General features: G+C 58.1%; 13 protein-coding genes and 2 pseudogenes. 10 read left to right on the top strand and 5 right to left on the bottom strand.

The window, feature by feature from the left end; all coding sequences use genetic code 11:
* Nucleotides 1–2 precede the first annotated feature (2 nt).
* The gene (locus ACL0K2_RS03865; RefSeq protein WP_413043808.1) at nucleotides 3–3,101 is read right to left on the bottom strand and encodes an error-prone DNA polymerase; all 3,099 of its coding nucleotides are present in this window, start codon (nucleotides 3,099–3,101) and stop codon (nucleotides 3–5) included.
* A gap of 508 nt (nucleotides 3,102–3,609) precedes the next feature.
* Between ACL0K2_RS03865 and ACL0K2_RS03870 the strand changes: the two genes are divergently transcribed.
* Nucleotides 3,610–4,266, top strand: coding sequence for an ion channel (locus ACL0K2_RS03870; protein ID WP_413043809.1), 657 nt, complete (start codon nucleotides 3,610–3,612; stop codon nucleotides 4,264–4,266).
* A 162-nt stretch (nucleotides 4,267–4,428) separates the two neighbouring features.
* Here the strand turns inward: ACL0K2_RS03870 and ACL0K2_RS03875 are convergent.
* Together ACL0K2_RS03875 and ACL0K2_RS03880 are read right to left on the bottom strand one after the other, a co-directional pair.
* A pseudogene (locus tag ACL0K2_RS03875) lies at nucleotides 4,429–4,623 on the bottom strand (hypothetical protein); the annotation flags it as partial.
* A gap of 436 nt (nucleotides 4,624–5,059) precedes the next feature.
* On the bottom strand, nucleotides 5,060–6,019 hold the full coding sequence (locus ACL0K2_RS03880; RefSeq protein ID WP_413043810.1) for a GlxA family transcriptional regulator: 960 nt from the start codon (nucleotides 6,017–6,019) through the stop codon (nucleotides 5,060–5,062).
* Nucleotides 6,020–6,157: 138 nt separating this feature from the next.
* On the opposite strand from ACL0K2_RS03880, the gene ACL0K2_RS03885 reads away from it, so the two are divergent.
* The 7 genes and pseudogenes from ACL0K2_RS03885 to dctM all read left to right on the top strand — a co-directional run bounded on the left by ACL0K2_RS03885 (nucleotide 6,158) and on the right by dctM (nucleotide 13,255).
* Complete coding sequence (locus ACL0K2_RS03885) at nucleotides 6,158–6,481, top strand: DUF3817 domain-containing protein (RefSeq protein ID WP_413043811.1); 324 nt, start codon at nucleotides 6,158–6,160, stop codon at nucleotides 6,479–6,481.
* A gap of 6 nt (nucleotides 6,482–6,487) precedes the next feature.
* Nucleotides 6,488–6,913: a CopD family protein gene (locus ACL0K2_RS03890; protein WP_413043812.1), complete on the top strand. Its 426-nt coding sequence runs from the start codon at nucleotides 6,488–6,490 to the stop codon at nucleotides 6,911–6,913.
* 271 nt (nucleotides 6,914–7,184) lie between these two features.
* Nucleotides 7,185–7,367, top strand: a pseudogene (locus tag ACL0K2_RS03895) (DNA repair protein RadC); the annotation flags it as partial.
* 949 nt (nucleotides 7,368–8,316) lie between these two features.
* The gene (locus tag ACL0K2_RS03900; RefSeq protein ID WP_413043813.1) at nucleotides 8,317–9,408 is read left to right on the top strand and encodes a calcium/sodium antiporter; all 1,092 of its coding nucleotides are present in this window, start codon (nucleotides 8,317–8,319) and stop codon (nucleotides 9,406–9,408) included.
* Nucleotides 9,409–9,961: 553 nt separating this feature from the next.
* Complete coding sequence (locus ACL0K2_RS03905) at nucleotides 9,962–10,723, top strand: TerC family protein (RefSeq protein WP_413043814.1); 762 nt, start codon at nucleotides 9,962–9,964, stop codon at nucleotides 10,721–10,723.
* A 624-nt stretch (nucleotides 10,724–11,347) separates the two neighbouring features.
* Complete coding sequence (locus ACL0K2_RS03910) at nucleotides 11,348–11,974, top strand: TRAP transporter small permease (RefSeq protein ID WP_239609511.1); 627 nt, start codon at nucleotides 11,348–11,350, stop codon at nucleotides 11,972–11,974.
* A complete protein-coding gene (gene dctM, locus ACL0K2_RS03915; protein ID WP_239609513.1) occupies nucleotides 11,975–13,255 on the top strand; it encodes a C4-dicarboxylate TRAP transporter large permease protein DctM in 1,281 nt (426 codons plus the stop codon).
* A gap of 927 nt (nucleotides 13,256–14,182) precedes the next feature.
* Here dctM and ACL0K2_RS03920 read toward each other — a convergent pair.
* Nucleotides 14,183–15,223 carry an NAD(P)H-binding protein gene (locus ACL0K2_RS03920; RefSeq protein ID WP_413043815.1) on the bottom strand — a complete coding sequence of 347 codons (1,041 nt, stop codon included), beginning with the start codon at nucleotides 15,221–15,223 and terminating at the stop codon, nucleotides 14,183–14,185.
* A 242-nt stretch (nucleotides 15,224–15,465) separates the two neighbouring features.
* Here ACL0K2_RS03920 and ACL0K2_RS03925 point away from each other — a divergent pair, with 242 nt between their 5' ends.
* Nucleotides 15,466–16,434 (top strand): AraC family transcriptional regulator, encoded by a 969-nt coding sequence (locus ACL0K2_RS03925; protein WP_413043816.1) that lies wholly within the window; start codon nucleotides 15,466–15,468, stop codon nucleotides 16,432–16,434.
* 133 nt (nucleotides 16,435–16,567) lie between these two features.
* On the opposite strand, the gene ACL0K2_RS03930 is transcribed toward ACL0K2_RS03925, so the two are convergent.
* Nucleotides 16,568–17,179 (bottom strand): TetR/AcrR family transcriptional regulator, encoded by a 612-nt coding sequence (locus ACL0K2_RS03930; RefSeq protein WP_239609519.1) that lies wholly within the window; start codon nucleotides 17,177–17,179, stop codon nucleotides 16,568–16,570.
* Between the two features lie 249 nt (nucleotides 17,180–17,428).
* Between ACL0K2_RS03930 and ACL0K2_RS03935 the strand changes: the two genes are divergently transcribed.
* Nucleotides 17,429–18,409, top strand: coding sequence for an SDR family oxidoreductase (locus tag ACL0K2_RS03935; RefSeq protein WP_239609549.1), 981 nt, complete (start codon nucleotides 17,429–17,431; stop codon nucleotides 18,407–18,409).
* Nucleotides 18,410–18,669: the final 260 nt, after the last annotated feature.

Genomic DNA, 18,669 nt, shown 5'->3' on the forward strand with positions numbered 1-18,669 from the left:
TATCACTGAAAATCCCTGCTGCGCACGTTCAGCCCCGTCAGCAGGTGGGTCAGATTGCGCATCCTTCCGGCAATGATGTGGCGTACTCCGCTCTGGTATTCCAGCCGGCCGTTAACCTGCATGAGCTGCGAATCGAGTAGCTCGCGGCGCTGGCGCTCGCCAACATCGGCCCAGACCACCACGTTCATCATTCCGTGCTCGTCCTCCAGCGTCACGAAGATCACACCGCTTGCCGTTGAAGGTCGCTGCCGGCCCGTTACGAGCCCCGCGACTGCGATATGACGGCCATGCTCGATCTCGACCAAATCTCGAGAGCTCTTGCAACGCATCGACCGAAGTGTTTCACGTAACAGTGACAGCGGGTGTGGGCCTAGCGTAGTGCCTAGGGTGGCGTAGTCGGTGTACAAATTCTCGGCCACCGAGGGGGCAGGAAGGGCAACGTTGGCCTCCTGGTGGCTTTCGATCCCCGCGAACAGGGGCAGCTGCGGTTCGATGCCACCGACTCCCCATCTGGCCTGATGTCGATGCCCGGCCAAGCCTTCCAGCGCGCCGGCGTCGGCCAGCTGCGCACGGGCACGATTATCGAGTTGGGCGCGTAGACAAAGGTCATTGATATTCCGGAAAGCGACGCTGTTTCTGGCAGCCTCGATCCTTCTGGCGTCGTCCTCACGAAACCCACGGATCATCCGAAGACCAAGACGAATAGCAGGTTGCCCGTCCCGATCCGGCTCAAGGGTACAGTCCCAATCCGAATGGAGCACGTCGACCGCTCGGGTTGAAATTCTGTGACGACGGGCGTCTTGGAGGATCTGGTCCGGACTGTAGAAACCCATGGGCCAGCTGTTGATTAAGGCACAGGCGTAGGCCGCCGGCTCATGGCATTTGAGCCAGCAACTGGCGTAGGTCAGCAGCGCAAAGCTGGCCGCGTGCGATTCGGGAAAGCCATAGCTGCCAAATCCCTTGATCTGTTCGAAAATCTTCTCGGCAAACTCGACTGGATAGCCGCGCGCAAGCATACCCTCCATCAGGCGCTTCTGATGTGGTTCAAGCCCCCCGTGGCGCTTCCAGGCCGCCATTGAACGCCGCAGTTGATCGGCCTCCCCAGCGCTGTATCCCGCAGCAACGATGGCCAGCCTCATCACCTGCTCCTGAAACAGCGGCACGCCCAGGGTCCGCTCGAACACTTCCTTCAGGTCCTCGGATGGGTAGACCACGGGCTCCTCGCCGTTGCGACGCCTCAGATAGGGGTGAACCATGTCACCGACGATGGGCCCGGGTCTGACGATCGCAACCTCAATGACGAGATCGTAAAAGGTCTTGGGCTTGAGCCGCGGGAGCATCGCCATCTGGGCCCGCGATTCAATCTGGAATACGCCTATGGTGTCGGCCCGGCTGATCATGCGGAAGGTCGCCGCGTCCTCGGCTGGAATTGTCGCCAGTGTGAGATCCCGCCGACCATGGCTGCGTAACAGATCCAGCGTGCGGCGAATGGCGGTCAGCATGCCCAGCGCAAGCACATCGACCTTCAGCAGTCCCACCTCATCCAGATCATCCTTGTCCCACTGGATGATCGTTCGATCGGGCATGGCGGCGTTTTCCACCGGTACCAGTGTATCCAGAGGTTGTTCGGAGATGACGAAGCCACCTGGGTGCTGCGAGAGATGACGCGGAAAACCGACCAGCTCATTGGTGAGCACCAACACTCGCTTAAGCACAGGGCTGTCTGGATCGAACCCCGCCTCGATTAGCCGTTCGGCCGGTGGCAGGCGATCGGTCCAGCGCCCCCCGCAATCAGCCAGCATCTTCACCTGATCAGGTGGCATGCCGAGCGCCTTGGCCACATCGCGGACCGCACCGGCGAAATGGTAAGTGCTGGCTACAGCCGTCAGTGCGGCGCGCGCGCGACCATAGCGCCGGTAGATGTATTGAATCACCTCCTCGCGACGCTCATGTTCGAAGTCGACATCGATATCGGGTGGCTCGTTGCGTTCTCGCGATATGAAACGCTCAAACAGCATGCTCATCCTGGACGGGTCCAGCTCGGTAATGCCGAGGGCGAAGCACACGGCCGAATTTGCCGCCGATCCTCTCCCTTGGCAAAGAATGTCCCTACCGCGGGCGAAATGAACGATGTCCCGTACCGTCAGGAAGTAGCTCTCATAGCCAAGTTCAGCGATCAGAGCCAGCTCGTTCTCGATCTGGGCACGCGCCTTCTTTGGCACACCTTCAGGCCAGCGCCAACGCGCGCCCTGCTCCGTCAACTGCCGCAACCAGGCGGTGGGAGTCGTGTTTGCCGGCACCACTTCGTGTGGATATTGATAGCGCAACTCACCAAGTTCGAACGTGCATCGCTGTGCAATGCGCAGCGACTCGGCGAGCAGTTCGGGCGGATACAGGTCGACGAGCGCGGAGATCGGTCGAAGGTGGCGCTCACCATTGGGATACAGATAATGGCCCGCTTCTGCCACCGGCACATGATGGCGGATGGCTGTGATGGTGTCCTGAAGCGCGCGACGCCCCCGCGCATGCATATGCACGTCACCGGCAGCCACCAGCGCGACACCAAGCTCACGCGCCGCCTCCTGAAGCTGCACCAGGCGTCCAACATCATCCGGCCCGCGATGAAGCTCGGCGGCGACCCATACTCGATTAGGAAACCGGTCGAGAAGCCACCGACCTTCCGCAAGGTTTGTCTTGGCCGTGGGCACCCACAGGGCTAGCAGCCCTTCCAGCGGCATAGCGAGGTCATCCGGTACAAGCCTATAGCGGCCTTTCTCGGACCGCCGCCGCGCCAGTGTGATGAGCCGGCAAAGCGCCTGGTACCCAACCAGGTTCTCCACCAACAGAACGATCTTGGGGCCGCCCTCCACCACGATTTCACTGCCAATGATCATGGGCAGGTCTACCGCCCTTGAGGCTTGCCAGGCGCGGACGATACCTGCCAGGGTGCATTCATCGGTAATGGCTAGCGCTGCATAGCCGTGCAGTTTGGCTCTTTCGAAAAGCTCACGGGCGCTGGAGGCGCCCCGCTGGAAACTGAAGTTCGACAGGCAATGCAGCTCGGCGTAACTGGATCGACTTGGTGTTCGCGCGTAAGGCATGAAGGCAAACTGACACTACTGTATATATGGACAGTAGATCGAGTTTCACCGTCATGGGTCAATTGAAAGAATGTGGCGAGCGACGACCGGTCGGCCCATGTATGAAACGCAAAGGCTGAAGTGCCAAAGCCGGAAGAAGTATGTGCTCCTCCCCTCTTCCTCCCCAAACATTCCGGTTCTGGACAATGGCGGAGAGGGCCTGGGGGTGGATCAGCGAGCAAGTGCAGAACCGGAAGATCCAGCTCGTACGATGACTGGATATTCTTGCCCGCCGCGCTTGCAATATCGCATGAGGCACGAATGAAGCGGACCAACGGATAGCGTCTATGTAGCAGTGCACCCGGCGACCGCGCTCAGATTCAGGCATAGGCGCAGGCCTGTAGATCACATAGACGAGAACTGAATCGCGCTTGGTGATAAAACGGACCGCGCCGATATAGCGATCCAAGAAGCATCACTTCACCGACTGCGCCGTTCCCCAACCGCACCTGCTGGCAATACGTACCCAATGAGCAAACCTATACTGAGCTACGTCGTTCGATACCCCTCGGCTGGGCTACTGTTTATCCAACTGCTGGGCATCCTCCTCTACCCGTTCATGGAAAATACCCCGCTCGGTCGCGCTGCCTTTGGCGCTTTCGGTGTCGTGGTACTGGTTTCGGCGCTGCGCATCGTCAATCGCAGCCCGACAATCCATTCAGTGGCATTCATACTCGCAGCCGCCATTCTCTTGCTCACGGTGGCGGCGGAGCTAACAGCGGTGCCGAACCTACGCTTGGTACTGGTTGTATTCGAGGCAGGGTTCTACTTCTATGCGGCGGCCGGCCTGATTGGCTACATGATGGAAGACCAGCGCACCACCAAAGACGAATTATTCGCCGTAGGCGCAACGTTCACGCTGCTCGCGTGGGCATTCGCCTATACCTATGCCGCCTGCCAACTTCTCGCCCCTGGAAGTTTCGTTGCTCAGCTACAGCCCGATGAACCGCGATCCTGGCTCGAGCTGCTGTTTCTCAGCGTGACCGTACTGTCCGGTGTCGGGCTCGGTGACATCCTTCCCATCCGACCAGCCGCCCGCGCTTTGGTCATGCTCGAGGAAATTGCGGGACTGATGTACATCGCCCTGGTTGTTTCTCGGGTAATTGGGCTGACGATCCGTCGCTAGATAGGCGCCTCGCTTTCCGGATACGCAGTGAGCGCATAGGGGAGCATCGTCTGCGTGCAGATATGCCTTGGGATGCGGTCAGTACGCGTTCGGCAGCCGCCGGCTGCGCGGCTCATCTCGTATCGTCACCTGCGCCGGCGCGGCCAGGTCGTGCGACCGGCATCAAGCGACGCAGCCCTCAAAGTTATGCTTCCACGGATTAAGGACAGGAACGCCTGTGGATACGAAATCGGCTACGTTGCGGGTGACAACGGTCATTCCGTGAGCGAGCGCGTTTGCCGCAATCAGCGCGTCACGCTCGGCTCGAGAGTCCGGCACATGAAGCCGGGCGCAACAGCATGCGATGGCGGTATCGACTCCGTAGGGTCCGCCCGGCCGGACTTTGTTTTGCGCAGCTCGGACACAACATTGTTATCAACGAAAACATCAGGACAGATCAACTTGACGTGTGTTGATGTCGGCCCGCGGCGGATCGAACACAGTACCCTCTGCATCAAGCACTGCCAGCACGTCGATGATGCTGGCGTTTCCGCCAGTTAGGCGCTGGTACTCATCTACGGACAGCCAGGATGGCCCGAAGCCAGCTTCTCGATAGCTGACCGCTGGTCAGCGAACAGCCGGGCCAGCGTCGCCACGCTACCGTCAATAGATCCACACCAACGTCCTGCCAGAACACCATCAGCAACGCAGGGCGCCTGATCCAAGGTGTAGAACCGCCTCTGTCCTTGGTTCGAAAAACCATCAATGGCGACGCCGGAGAACTACGTCACAGGCCTCGGCCTCATGCATGTTCCTAATCTGCGGCTTTCCTGAACGCCCGACGATAAGCAGTTGGACTGGTTCCAACGATCTGCATGAAATGCTTTCGTAGAGAAACGGGCGAACCAAAACCCACTTCCGCCGCTACGTGCTCAATGGTGATATCCGTCGACTCTAGAAGGCACTGCGCGCGATTTACTCGGGATTGGATGACCCATTGCAGTGGGCTAACGCCAAGCTGCTCCTGAAAGCGCCGGTTGAGAGTCCTAGTGCTGACAGCAGCAAACTCCGCAATGTCGTCCACCGTAATGGTTTTGACCAGTTGAGTGTCGATCCATTGCAGAACCTGAGAAAGACTAGTGTGCGAGTCTGGAGTTTTCCTGACGATGAACTGAGCTTGGCCACCGGAGCGTTCCAGAGGCACCACCGCGAGCCTAGCGGCGCTGCCGGCAACCGTTGCGCCATGGTCCCGCTTAACCATATGCAGACATAGATCCATGCCGGCCATGGCTCCCGCAGAAGTCAGCAACTGGCCGTTGTCGATGAACAACACGTTCGGGTCGACATGGATCGCGGGATGAAGGCTGGCCAGCAGGTTCGCGGCCTTCCAGTGGGTGGTAACACGCAATCCGTCCAACAGCCCGGTTGCCGCCAGAACGAAAGCTCCTGTACAGATGGATGCGATCCTAGCTCCGGTCGCCTGGGCCTGTCGGAGCACTTCGACGATCTCAACCGGAACGTCATCGGCTGGATTGGCCAACCCGGGCACGATCACTGTGTGTGCATGGCGTACCACATCCAGAGACCATCGAGTGTGCAAATCGAACAGGTGCGTCTTCACAACTGGCGCGCTGGCGCAGACCTGGACCTGATACGGGAGGCGCCCATCTCCAAGCTCTACGCTCCCGAAAAGCTCACATGGAATGCTGAGATCACCCGTCACCACACCATCGAAAGCGAGGACTGCCACTCGGTGGCTCTGCGGCGTGGGCATGATTGAACCTCCTGTATGTCGCCGTTAGCCAAATTTCTTCAGACTGGCCGAATTCTTTCTAATAATGGCATTTCGGACAATGGTAGCTGGTCGAGCCTACCTCGACAATGCAGCCTCTTTTCCCGCTAAGAGCTTGTGATGGATAACAATTCCAAGGTTTCCCCAATGCGCCGGTTTCTGGTAGGTGCGGCCTTGCTCGAGGGCTCGACTCTCCTGTTTCTGGTAACCGTTGCGGTTCCCCTAAAGCATCTCTGGGGGTATCCGCAAATGGTCTCCTGGTTTGGGCCTGTCCACGGTGTTGCGTTCATCCTCTACATCTGGACGGCACTCAATGTCGCTATGACCGAAGGCTGGGACAATCGTCGCCTGCGCCGGGTGCTGGCTGCCGCCTTCATACCGCTAGGGGCCTTTGTGACGGTCCGCTCGCTGATCCGTAGCGAAGCATTCGAGCAAAGGAAGTGAGCCACGATGTATTTGACGCTCAAGGCCCTGCATATCTTCTTCGTCTTATTTTGGGTCTCCGGAATGACCGTTCAGGCCCTGCTGCTGCGGGCGGGACGGAAATTGCCTGGCGTTGCGTTGCCTCAGGAACTGGCGAGACTGCGCATATTGCAAAAATGGGATCGGGTGCTCACAACACCAGCGATGGTGCTGGCCTTAAGCAGCGGTTTGCTCATAGCGATGGAGGGCGACTGGTTTGGCAACGGCTGGCTGACCACCAAGATAAGTCTCGCCCTGCTGCTGGCAGGCGTCCATGGCGTTCAGGCGGGGAGCTTGCGACGCATGGTCAGCATGGGTGGAGGGGGAGTTAGCTTCAATGCGATGGACATGCTGCCGATCATCATCGGCGCACCCCTCGTCATCATATTCTTGGTCATATTCAAGCCATTTTGATGACTGGCAGCGGCTCGGTAAGCGCTAACAGCGCTGCTCGAAGACTTGTCCCGCAAAATTTGTTCGCTCCGCTTGCCTGTCCGTGCCAGGAGAGTGGGTATGGGACGGTCTTGCTGGTTCCCTCACTTTGTCACGGCGTGCTCGCCGTCAAGGGCTGCACGCGCGGGGCGCGTTGGCGGCCGCAAGCCGGCGATGCTCCTGTGACCGCTTGCGCTGCGCCGTGCCAGGTCGGTTCCGGGCAATTTCGCCCGAGCAACCGGAGCATGCTGCCATGTCTCAAGTTTCCTTCGCTTTTGATTCCTCCCTCCTCGTACGTGATGAGCTGGGGGATTACCTGCCAGCAACGGTCGACCAGATCCTGGAGGCGGCGCGTCAGGTCGTCGATCAGAAGATCGGCCACGGGACGCCGTTAACATCACCAGACATCGTCAAGGAGTACCTGGGCGCCAAGCTCTAGGAAACATTGAGCCGCACGTTCATGTCGGAGCATTGCGCCTTGGTCGTTCGCCTCGCTCAAAAATCAGCTGTCAACCCGCCGGAAAAATGAGTAGTCATCGAGGTTGTAAACAAAGTCAGGCACAGCCTTTATTGTCAAACGAAGGTAAGCGACACGCTCCAGTATGTGATGGTCCCTGACGCTAGCATCACCAAACAATCCATACGGCGTGTCAAACACCAAATCTCGCTCCGTGCGCCCTATTGCCTCGCAAATCGTTCTTAGCAATAGCCTGCGCCAAACATCAAGTTCCGACTCCTTATCGGGTCTCGGAAGGAATTCTACGCTCCCTTTCCGGCAGCGTTCGGCAATTGAGTATTCATATTCGTAACAAGCCCGCGATTCAGTCAAGCCACCACCTCGTATGCATCCGTTTGCACTGGCTTTTCTAACTCAGCCAACTGCGCATAGAGGATTAATACCACAACGGAACGGCATGAAACATGCCGGCCAGACGACACTATCGGGACATTTATTTGGCGCGAAAGCGTACGAGCCAAACAGGATCTAAGCGTCCTTCCGACCTGCTAAGCCAGTATCAATCCGAGCTTGTTTCGTTTCCGGCATCAAGCTGTGTTGCAGCTGGCATAGCGCCGGAGGGCAAGGGAGACGTTGTCAGATGCGCTCGATTGGTTGGTTCAAACAACCAATCAATTAGCTTGCGTCATCGATGAGTACGGCGGCTTCGCTGGGGTGCTTACGATTGAAGATCTCGCTATGAAATCTTTTCACCCTATCTTTGACGATACTAGCGTGTTGACGAACCAGCTAAATAGTCTGAGTTATTCAGACGGCCCGTAAAAGGCAGTCCTCGCTACAGAACTAGCCTTGCCGCACATTAGAGGTGATCTAGTATTAGCCCACGACTCGGTGCGCTGGATGTTATTGCTCTTGGAGTACTCGTTCCGTGACCTTGATGACGTTTGTCTACCTGATCGCCGGCCTAGTGCTTCTTGTCGCTGGCGCCGAGGTGCTGGTGCGCGGCGCGGCCAAACTGGCCTCGCAATTTGGCATCTCCCCGCTGATCATTGGATTGACAGTGGTGGCGTTCGGCACTAGCGCGCCTGAGACTGCCGTAAGTGTGCAAGCAGCGCTTAAAGGCAGCGGTGATATCGCCATCGGCAACGTGGTCGGCAGCAACATCGCTAACGTCTTGTTCATCCTAGGCCTGACAGCGCTCATCGCTCCCCTGGTCGTGTCTCGTCAACTGATTCGCCTCGACGTACCGATCATGATCGCCGCCAGCTTAGTTACCTATGCATTGGCATGGAATGGCACGCTAAGCCGTTTGGATGGAGCCGTGCTGTTTGCCGCCATAATCGGGTACACGATTTTCCTGATCCAGAGCAGCCGTCGCGCAAATGCCCAAGCCATTGCAAATGACGAGTTTGCCAAAGAGTTTGCTGCCGACGCGCACGCCAAGCCCTACTCCAGCTACATGAATGCAGCTCTGATCATTTTCGGTTTGGTTTTACTTGTGGTCGGCTCTAACTTCCTGGTTGAGGGCGCAGTATCGCTGGCGCGTGCGCTGGGATTGTCAGAACTGGTGATCGGTTTGACGGTTATTGCCGTCGGCACTTCGCTGCCGGAGCTGGCCACTTCGATACTTGCCGCGATCCGTGGAGAAAGAGACATCGCGGTGGGCAATATCGTTGGCAGCAACATCTTCAATTTACTGTGCGTGCTAGGGCTATCGGCACTGGTCGCACCACAGGCCGTTGCGGTGGCCGCAAGTGCACTGGCGTTCGATTTTCCAGTGATGATTGCTGTTGCGCTGGCATGTCTGCCCATATTCTTCACCGGCTACAGCATCAGCCGGTGGGAGGGCCTGTTGTTCCTGGTCTATTACGTCGCATATACGGCCTATCTGGTAATGACCAGCTCCAGCGAGCCGTTCGCTGAAACCTTCGCCGATGCGATGCTCGGCTATGTCCTGCCGCTCACCGCGGTGACGTTGCTGGTGGTTGCCAGCCGAGCCTGGAGAAGGCAGCGAGGCTAAGCGGAATACTCAGTCCGCTTAACCAGGTCGAGTGGAGCGCATGTCGTTCATTCGGCTTATTGCCGCGCCGGTCGAAGCTGGGGTCACCAGTCTCGCGTCAAATGGTGAATTCCTAGACCTTCTCTTTCACACCCTCGCTTCGTGGCTTGGACCGTCCCGTCAGAAGGGTATTGGGGTTCGAATAGTCCGTCGTACGCGCAGCACGATCACGATCGGCATTGCGATAGTCGAGCAGGGCCCCAGTACCCAAGACACCTAAGCTGAGGATGGCGCAAAGGACTATTTGATAGGTGTTCATGTAAAAAAGCTCATGAGAGGTGGGAAGAAGGTGTGATTGGTAGCAATCGACGCGTATCCCACTCCTATTTGGACCGGCAATCAACTGGCTTTTAGTGCAATGGCAAGGTTTGTTGGCGGCGAGTTCGGGTTGAATCTTGTTGAAACAAATCGGACCAGCCTCATTGCTCTCAGCCAAGAGGGGTTCCGGATATGCTCTCGCCGCCTTGGTATCCCTGTTTTGGGACCATCACCCCCCCTAGCCTAGAGATCCTTGATGGAATCGCTTATCCAGCTGTTCTCCGAACCCACCACCTGGGTGGCCCTGGCCACCTTAATCGCGATGGAGGTGGTTCTCGGTATCGATAACCTGATCTTCATTTCGATTTTGACCAACAAGCTTCCCGAGCATCAGCGTGAGCGAGCGCGGCGTATTGGTATTGGCCTCGCGCTCATTTTGCGCCTGGGTTTGCTGGGTACAGTGGCTTGGATCGTCCAGCTCACCGAACCGGTAGTCGAGCTGTTTGGTAATGCCTTGTCGTGGAAAGACATGATCCTGATAGCGGGAGGGCTATTTCTCCTCTGGAAGGCCACAAAAGAGATTCACCACAGCATGGACCCCACCCCGGGAGGGGACATGTTTGAAGGCAAGCCCGTAGAGAATTCCGCGGTGATGGGCTTTAGCGCCGCGATCGCGCAAATCCTGCTGCTCGATCTGGTCTTCTCGGTCGACAGTATCATCACGGCGGTCGGCATGACTGACCATGTGGCGATCATGGTCATCGCGGTTGTTGTCGCGGTAACCGTGATGCTGGTCGCGGCCAACCCGCTAGCCAAGTTCATCAATGACAATCCGACTGTCGTGATGCTTGCCCTAGGCTTTCTGCTGATGATCGGAATGACGCTGATCGCGGAAGGTTTCGGTGCCCACGTCCCCAAGGGCTATGTGTATGCCGCAATGGCGTTCTCCGCGGGCGTCGAGGTGTTAAACATGTTGGCGCGGCGTGCCAATCAAAAGAAGGCAGGACTGCCTCGATGACAGGCAGGGCTTGTACCGCCCGATAAATGCAGGCGCCTGCAAGCAGGCGCCGAAACCCGAACTATTCGGCAATAACCTGCCCTTGGCCTGCATCGGCTTGCTTGGCCGAGCAATGCGGATGAGACGATAAACGTGAGCGATGACGTAGCGGCCTGCTCTCGTTTCGCCACGCCTACAATGTTCGTGCGCCCTCTTTGGCTGCCTCACCTGGCCCCAGCGATGACCGCCCACACCTGTTCGCTTCTATTGCCTGGCGCGGTTCATGGCGGAACTCCGCCTTCGTGCTCTGACCAAGGGCGGAAAGCCGCCTTATTTATCGATTTTGCTGCCCAGGATGCCCTGCCTTTTTGTTGGGGTTTCTCATTCGCGTCACGGCCAAAACGAACACTTTACTGCCTGACCCAGGATTGACGCGTGGCGCCTCATTCAGGCGATTTCGTTTCCGCCATCGCAGCATTACATGTGGTCTTCTGGCATATGCCTTGCTCTCCAGATTCCCGACAGGTCATTGAGTACGCCGCTCACGGCAGCCGCTATGAGCATCCCTATTCACGCCTGCCGCGGCTAATCAACGGCACGCCTCAAGTGCCATATAACAATGCTGGTACTACTGGAGAGACATCCATGAACGCCCTCAGGCGCGCTTGGGATCACTTTGAAGAGGGCTTCATTGCCCTCCTGCTTGCTGCCATGACGCTAGTCACCTTTGTCTACGTCATCCTCAATAACCTGTACACCTTGTTTTACAACTTGGGAGACCGCTTCTCGTCTGTTGAAAACCTGTTCTTCGCCATGGGCGACTTCACCATCGGGTTGGCCCAGTCGATGACCTGGAGTACCGCCCTGACCAAAGCGCTATTTGCGTGGTTGATCTTCTTTGGCCTGGCTTATGGCGTACGCACCGCCGGCCACATTGGGGTCGACGCTCTGGTCAAACTCGCCCCGCGCCATGTCCAGCGCTATATCGGTGTCCTCGCGTGCCTGTTTTGCCTTGGCTATGCCGGTCTGCTGGCCTCGGCGAGCTTCAGCTGGATATCGGCGTTGCTGAACGCCAACATCGGGGCCGAGGACCTTGGACATTTCGGCGTTAAGCAATGGCACATCGGTATGATCGTTCCGGTCGGCTTTTCCCTCGTGTTCATCCGTTTCGCCGAGATCTTCGTACGCCTTCTGCGTAACGAGCAAACCGGGCTCGGCCTGGCAGATGAGGCCGCCGAAGCGGTGAAGCTGGGCGCAGAGGAGTCGAAGTAAATGACCATACTTTTCCTCTTCGTCGCGCTCTTCGCACTCATGTTTATCGGTGTGCCGGTCGCAATCTCATTGGGGCTGGCTGGCTCGCTCACAATCATGCTGTTCAGTCCTGACTCGGTAACATCCCTGGCAATCAAGCTGTTCGAGACGTCCGAGCACTACACCCTGCTGGCCATTCCATTCTTCCTGCTCGCCGGCGCGTTCATGACAACCGGCGGCGTCGCCCGCCGACTGATTGATTTCGCCAACGCGTGCGTCGGCCACATCCGTGGAGGATTGGCCATTGGTGCGGTTCTGGCGTGCATGCTGTTCGCTGCGCTGTCTGGATCAAGTCCGGCTACCGTGGCGGCCGTAGGATCGATTGCAATTGCAGGCATGGTGAGATCCGGCTACCCCCAAGCCTTTGGCGCAGGCATCGTCTGCAATGCCGGTACACTGGGAATTCTTATACCGCCCTCGGTCGTGATGGTCGTTTACGCCGCTGCCACCGAGACTTCGGTCGGCAAGCTATTCATGGCCGGTGTGGTACCCGGAATCATGCTTGGCGTGGTGCTGATGGCCGCCATCTACATCATCGCTGTCAAAAAGAAACTGCCGGCCCTGCCACGCGCTACGTTCAAGGAATGGCTCTCGGCTGCTCGCAAAGCTATCTGGGGCTTGCTGTTGATGGTAGTGATCCTGGGCGGCATTTATTCGGGCATGTTCACGCCGACCGAAGCCGCGGCGGTCGCCGCGATCTATTCAGCTTTCGTCGCAGTGTTTGTCTACAAGGACATCACACTGCGCGACTGTCCGAAGGTCGTTCTCGAGTCCGGCAAGCTTTCGATCATGCTCATGTTCATCATCGCCAACGCCATGCTGTTCGCGCATGTGCTGACGACCGAGCAAATTCCGCAGCAGATCACTGCAATGGTGCTTGAGGCGGGACTACAGCCCTGGATGTTCCTGCTAGTGGTGAACATCGTGTTGTTGGTAGCGGGTGCCTTCATGGAACCTTCTGCAATCATCCTGATCCTGGCGCCGATCCTGTTCCCAATCGCCGTGGAGCTGGGGATCGATCCGATCCACCTGGGTATCATCATGGTCGTGAATATGGAGATCGGACTGATCACGCCGCCGGTTGGCCTGAACCTGTTCGTCACCTCAGCGGTGACGGGCATGTCAGTGCCGCAAGTGGTTCGCGCAGCCATGCCATGGCTGATGCTGCTCATCAGCTTCCTGGTGCTTATCACTTATATCCCGGCGTTGTCGTTGGCACTTCCAAACGCACTGGGCATGTAACATGTAAGGATGCCTTAGCGAAGCCCGGCCTGGCCGGGCTTTTTTGATTTTATTGCTCCAAACGCAGGCTGCGTTACTGCCGTCATAGCTAGAACCAAAACGCCCTTCAGTACACGTTACTGCGCAACGAAGCCGTAAGCGCAGCGTTCGGCCGCAGACTCGATATAGGTTTGACCTGGGTCGGGCCGTATCCCACAACGCTCGCCACGACCATCCCCCAACACTCGCACTTATGCCAGGCCCGATTCTGCTCCTTGCAGTGCGCTGATTGCCTGACCAGAATGCCGGCGACCTCGTATTGCTCGACTTCGAGCGGGAGCTTGGAGGTTTTCGCCGTACGGCCAAGGGGTTTGGCCGCGGCTGTTTGAATGAGATTCCGGTCCTCATTGGGGACCAGCGTAAGCGGATCGCCGGCTAAAGTTGGGGGAGTGCTGCGCGTACGGGTGCGTGCCGAGGCTGGCGTCCAGTTGGTGGCGAGTTTCGGGACCTCTACGCGCCCCTCGGAGTCGCACTTGATAAAGTCCTGTTTCGAATCGCTGAAGTAGTGCATCACCTCACCAGGCTCAGGGCAGCGGCCATCTCGCCCAATGCGACCCCGGCGTACTCGTGCATTACGTGCACCTGGATGCGTTTTCCTCGGTAGCGCTCGTAGACTTGAGGCAGTCGTCATTGAGGACTCCGCTGCGCTTTTCGGGATTGACCTCTGGTTTCCACGAGCAGGTCTTTGCCACGAAGGCCTACGGGGATCTTAACCAGGAAATCGAACAGCAATGTGGCCAACGTTCGACGCTTCTCGCCAAATTTATGAAGCTTTGCCCAGCTGTGGCCACCCTCGTGGAGAGACAGCATGATCGGTTGAAAGCGACGTCTGAAGCCAAGCGGACGAGACGCTGGGCCACATCATCGTGGCCGGGCGCGAACGGGCCGCTACACGAGGATTTGCGGTCGCAATTCCTCTTCGCACCACTGCATGAAGGTTGTAGGCGTACTGTTACCACTCGTACGGCGCACCCTGTTGTCGAGCCCTTCGTTCTTGGCCCTGGCCATGTCAGTCATACCTTGGGCCATGGCGTCCGACATACCGCGCTGTACAAAGCCGGCCTTGTAGGTCTCATAGCTGATCTGCCGATAGCGTATGGGCTTGCCCAGCACCTCGGACATGATGCGTGCCATCTCGTTGAACGAAAGATCCTCTGGACCTAACACGGGCACCTCACTGGATCCCCTCCATGTCGGGTCTAGTAACAGCCCTGCGGCAACGGTTGCGATGTCGCGACTGGCGACAGTCGGGAGCTTGCGGTCGCCGTCGATAGGCATGAAGAACACACCTTGCTCCCGGATGGGAATCGCCTGCCGGGCAATGTTGTCCATGAAGGACGGCATGGTCAGCGCTCGGAAGTTTACGCCAGTGGCCGCGATCATATCGTCCATCGCCAACGAGGCGGTGACGTACCCAGCATTCCTCGCCAGTGCCGACCCCCTACCCAACGCCGAGATGCTGACGACTCGGCGCACGCCGTTTCTAATGATCGCCTCGCACGCCGGGCGGCTAAAGTCCACGTATGCAGCCATAACGCTGTCAGCCTGTGAGGCTGGAGGACACAACCAGAACACGGTATCGGTATCCTTGAACGCTTCGTCCACGATGTCCGGATCACCGTGCGAGCCGTGTATGACTTCGACGCGCCCACGCACTGTCGCAGGAAGACGCGCAGGCTCGCGTTCAATCACTCTGATAGGAGCGCCGCTGGCAAGAATGATTTCAAGCACTTGATGGCCGATATTTCCTGCGGGTGTTGTGATGACAATCCTATTGCTGGTTGAAGGCTGCTCAGCGTACGAAACACGTGAGACGCCGAGCCCCGCAAGCACCCCCACCCCTGCACCCAGCGCCAGCCGACCAAGGAGTCGACGCCGCTCCATATCCGGCATGATCTGATCGGGATCAGAAGTTGGTTTCTTAGTCATAGGTATCTCCAGGTTCAGTCGGATACGGTTCACACCGACGCCACTGCGGAGATTAGGCGTGCAGCCTTGTATGACCTATGCGTGAAAGTCCGTTTCATCTTCGCGAGCGTCCAGCCAGTGGTCCGAGCTCGCAAAATACCGATTTGGTAGCTGCCCGATCTGTCGCGCACAAACATAGGTGCTTACCGCTTCACTGTCTGCGCGGTAAAGTCCGGTGTCGCTTTCAATCGTCGAGCAGAACCATGGATCCGCTTTCAGACGTCCTCTCACTGCTGAAGCCGCGCAGCTATGTGTCCTCAGGCGTCGATGCCGGCGGGGTGTGGTCGATTCAGTTTCCGGATCAGAACAAACTCATCAAATGTTATGCCGTGGTCTCAGGTGAGTGCTGGCTGGCCGTCGAGGGCGTTTCTATGGCCGCGCATCTGAAGAATGGCGACTGCTTCGTCCTGCCTAGCGGACGCCCTTTCCGCCTGGCCAGTGACATGACGTTACCAGCAGAGCCTGCCAGCAATTACTTTCCACCGCCGCGCCCTGGAGCTGTCGTGCAGATCAACGGAGGAGGCGATTTCTCTCTCGTCGGCAGCCGGTTTGGAGTCAGCGGAGGGCACGCCGCAGTTCTAATGGGCATGCTTCCTCCAGTCGTGCATATCCACAGCGAAACAGAACAAGCTGCACTGCGTTGGTCCGTAGAACGAATGATGAAGGAACTGCGCGATCCCGAACCAGGTAGCTTTCTCATCGCCCAGCACCTCGCCCACATGATGCTGGTTCAGGCACTTCGACTACATGTGGATGAAAAAGGCGCGGACCGCACGGGCTGGCTCTTCGGGGTGGCAGACAAGCAATTAGGCCTGGCCATTAGCGCAATCCATGCCGATCCTTCGTATCGCTGGACCCTGAAGGCGCTCGCTGAATGTGCCTGCATGTCGCGCTCGGCTTTCGCCAAAAAATTCCGGGAAACGATTGGAAGCTCACCCATGGAATACGTCACGCGCTGGCGCATGCTCTTAGCTGGAGATAAGTTGGAGAACTCCAACGATCCCGTTTCCGCCATCTCCTTCTCGCTTGGCTACGAGTCAGAAAGCGCGTTCAGCACGGCGTTCAAACGAGTTATGGGCACCTCCCCTCGCCAATATGGGCAGCGTCCGATCGCGATCTCGACTGATCGCGCCTCCCCGGTCAATGGAGCGAGCTTGGATCACCCCGCGTAACCTCCGCCAGATACTGCCAGCCGACTCAAGAGCTGGGCCGCGACCAGGTGCACACCCAAGCCGCAGCAACAGCCGTAGCCACCCCTGTTACTTAGCGCGAAAACGAAGCAGTCGGGCTACCCAGGCGGGGCGATCAAAGTTCAGACTTCAGGCTTTCGAATGCGTCTCGCAGGAACTCGGCCACAGGCCTCCGTTGGTCGACCTGTTCCCGCCACGCCTGAAGCGCGAGCCTCATAGCACCTATCGACACCATGGCCACCATCCGAAGCGCCTGACGGCGCTCTGGCTGCCGCCACACCTCACAAAGCGCATTGAAAAGCGACTGCTCTTGTTCCACGTAATACGCCTGCTTGCGCGTACGCAGCGATTCACTCGACAACATCAGATTGTCGAGAGCGATCATCTGCTCCGTTGTGTAGCGCGCGATATGTTTCACCATCACGTCGCGAACCGCATCGAGTGGCGGCACGTCCGGAGATACGCTCAGCAGACTGGCAATCAGACTCGTCCTATCGGCCTCCACCCAGAAAAAGATGATGTCGTCCTTCGACTTGAAGTACGAGAAGAACGTCCGACGCGAGATGCCTGCCTCCGCAGCAATCGCGTCCAGTGTTGTGCTGTCGTACCCCTGGCTTAGGAACAGCCGCTGACCGACTTCGGCAATACGCTGCTGGGTTTCGCGACGCTTGCGTTCCCGCAAGCCTTCCGTGGGCGCAGCGCTCACGGGTGAAAAAGTTTTCGACATGTTAACGGCCTATTGCACATCAGCACCGAGTGCACTAATGTTTGCACTCGGTGTATTTAGTTATGCACCCAGCATAGCTTTACCACCCTCACAAGGCAAAGACGCATGGCCGATCCTCCCCGTCGGTGTGCCGCCTGATCCGCAGCTCGAACTTTTACGGTCAAGTGAGAAAAAATAATGATCAACGTACAGCTGAGAAAAATCCCACGGCGTTATGGTTGGCTAGGCCGCATCACCGCTCTTAGTGCAATGTTGAGCTGCGCCTTTGCCCTGGACACTGCACTAGCGCAGACTCAACCCAAGCCCGATTGGAGTCTGGCCGACATGCCCTCACAGAAGGAGCGAATCTTCCTAGTGACCGGTGGAACCAGCGGCATGGGTTTCGAGGACGCTAAGGCGCTGGCTGCCGCGGGCGCGAGAGTCATCATCGCCTCGCGCAATCCACAGCGCGGTCAAGAAGCGATCGATCAGATCAGAAAAGACATACCCGACGCCAAGGTGCAGTTCGAATCGTTCGATTTGTCCGATCTGTCCTCGGTACGCGCACTCGCCGCACGCCTTGGCAGCACACTGCCTCGACTCGACGGCCTCATTAACAACGCGGCAATCATGGCCCCACCGGACCGCAGTACGTCCGCGGATGGCTTCGAGATGCAGTTCGCCACGAACTACGCCGGGCATTTCGTCCTAACCGCAGAATTGCTTCCGCTCCTGGGTAAAAGCGACTCTCCTCGCGTCGTCACGCTGTCCAGCATCGCGGTCCATCTAGGCAGCATCAACTTCAACGATCTGCAGTTCACTCAGACGTACGAGCCGATGACTGCCTATGCACAGTCAAAACTGGCCTGTTTGATGTTCGCGCTGGAGTTGCAACGGCGCGGCGATGCAGCAGGCTGGGGCGTCCGGAGCTTGGCTGCCCACCCCGGCGTCGCGGTGACCGAGCTGGTTGAGCGCGGTCCCGGCCTTGACAGCCCGCAGGGGCGTCAGTGGTCGGCCATGCGTGCCCGCCTCCCAACCGCCGCACAGGGAGCCATTCCCACTCTCTATGCCGCTACCGCACCCGAGGCGCAAGGCGGGGCGTACTACGGACCGATTGGCGAGAAAGAGGTTGCGGGGCCGCTTGGACTGGCAACCGTTCCCGCTGAGGCCAGCGACCCAGAGCTCGCCGCAAGATTATGGACGATCACCGAAGAGCTCACCGGCACTCGTTTTCCTTCACCGGGCTATTGATCGCTTAGTCATCGACTTAAGGCCTCCAGCTCCGAACGACGCTAAACGAACAATGCAAGTCGGATAGCAGGACCAGCATTCATGACTAACCGGACCCCGTCTGATACCCCTTTCCAACCTGGCCAAACGGCTGTGGTCACTGGGTACTGGCCGACTTGTATTTGAAGTGGCATTTGCCGGGGGAGAAACCACTCGGATTAGCTCGGCCTTGAGAGGACCGGCCCCATGACGCTGCGACTAAAAACTCCATAACTTTTTGA

The sequence above is a fragment of the Pseudomonas sp. YJ42 genome (assembly GCF_047225135.1).
In the GTDB taxonomy this organism is placed as follows: Bacteria; Pseudomonadota; Gammaproteobacteria; order Pseudomonadales; family Pseudomonadaceae; genus Stutzerimonas; species Stutzerimonas stutzeri_E.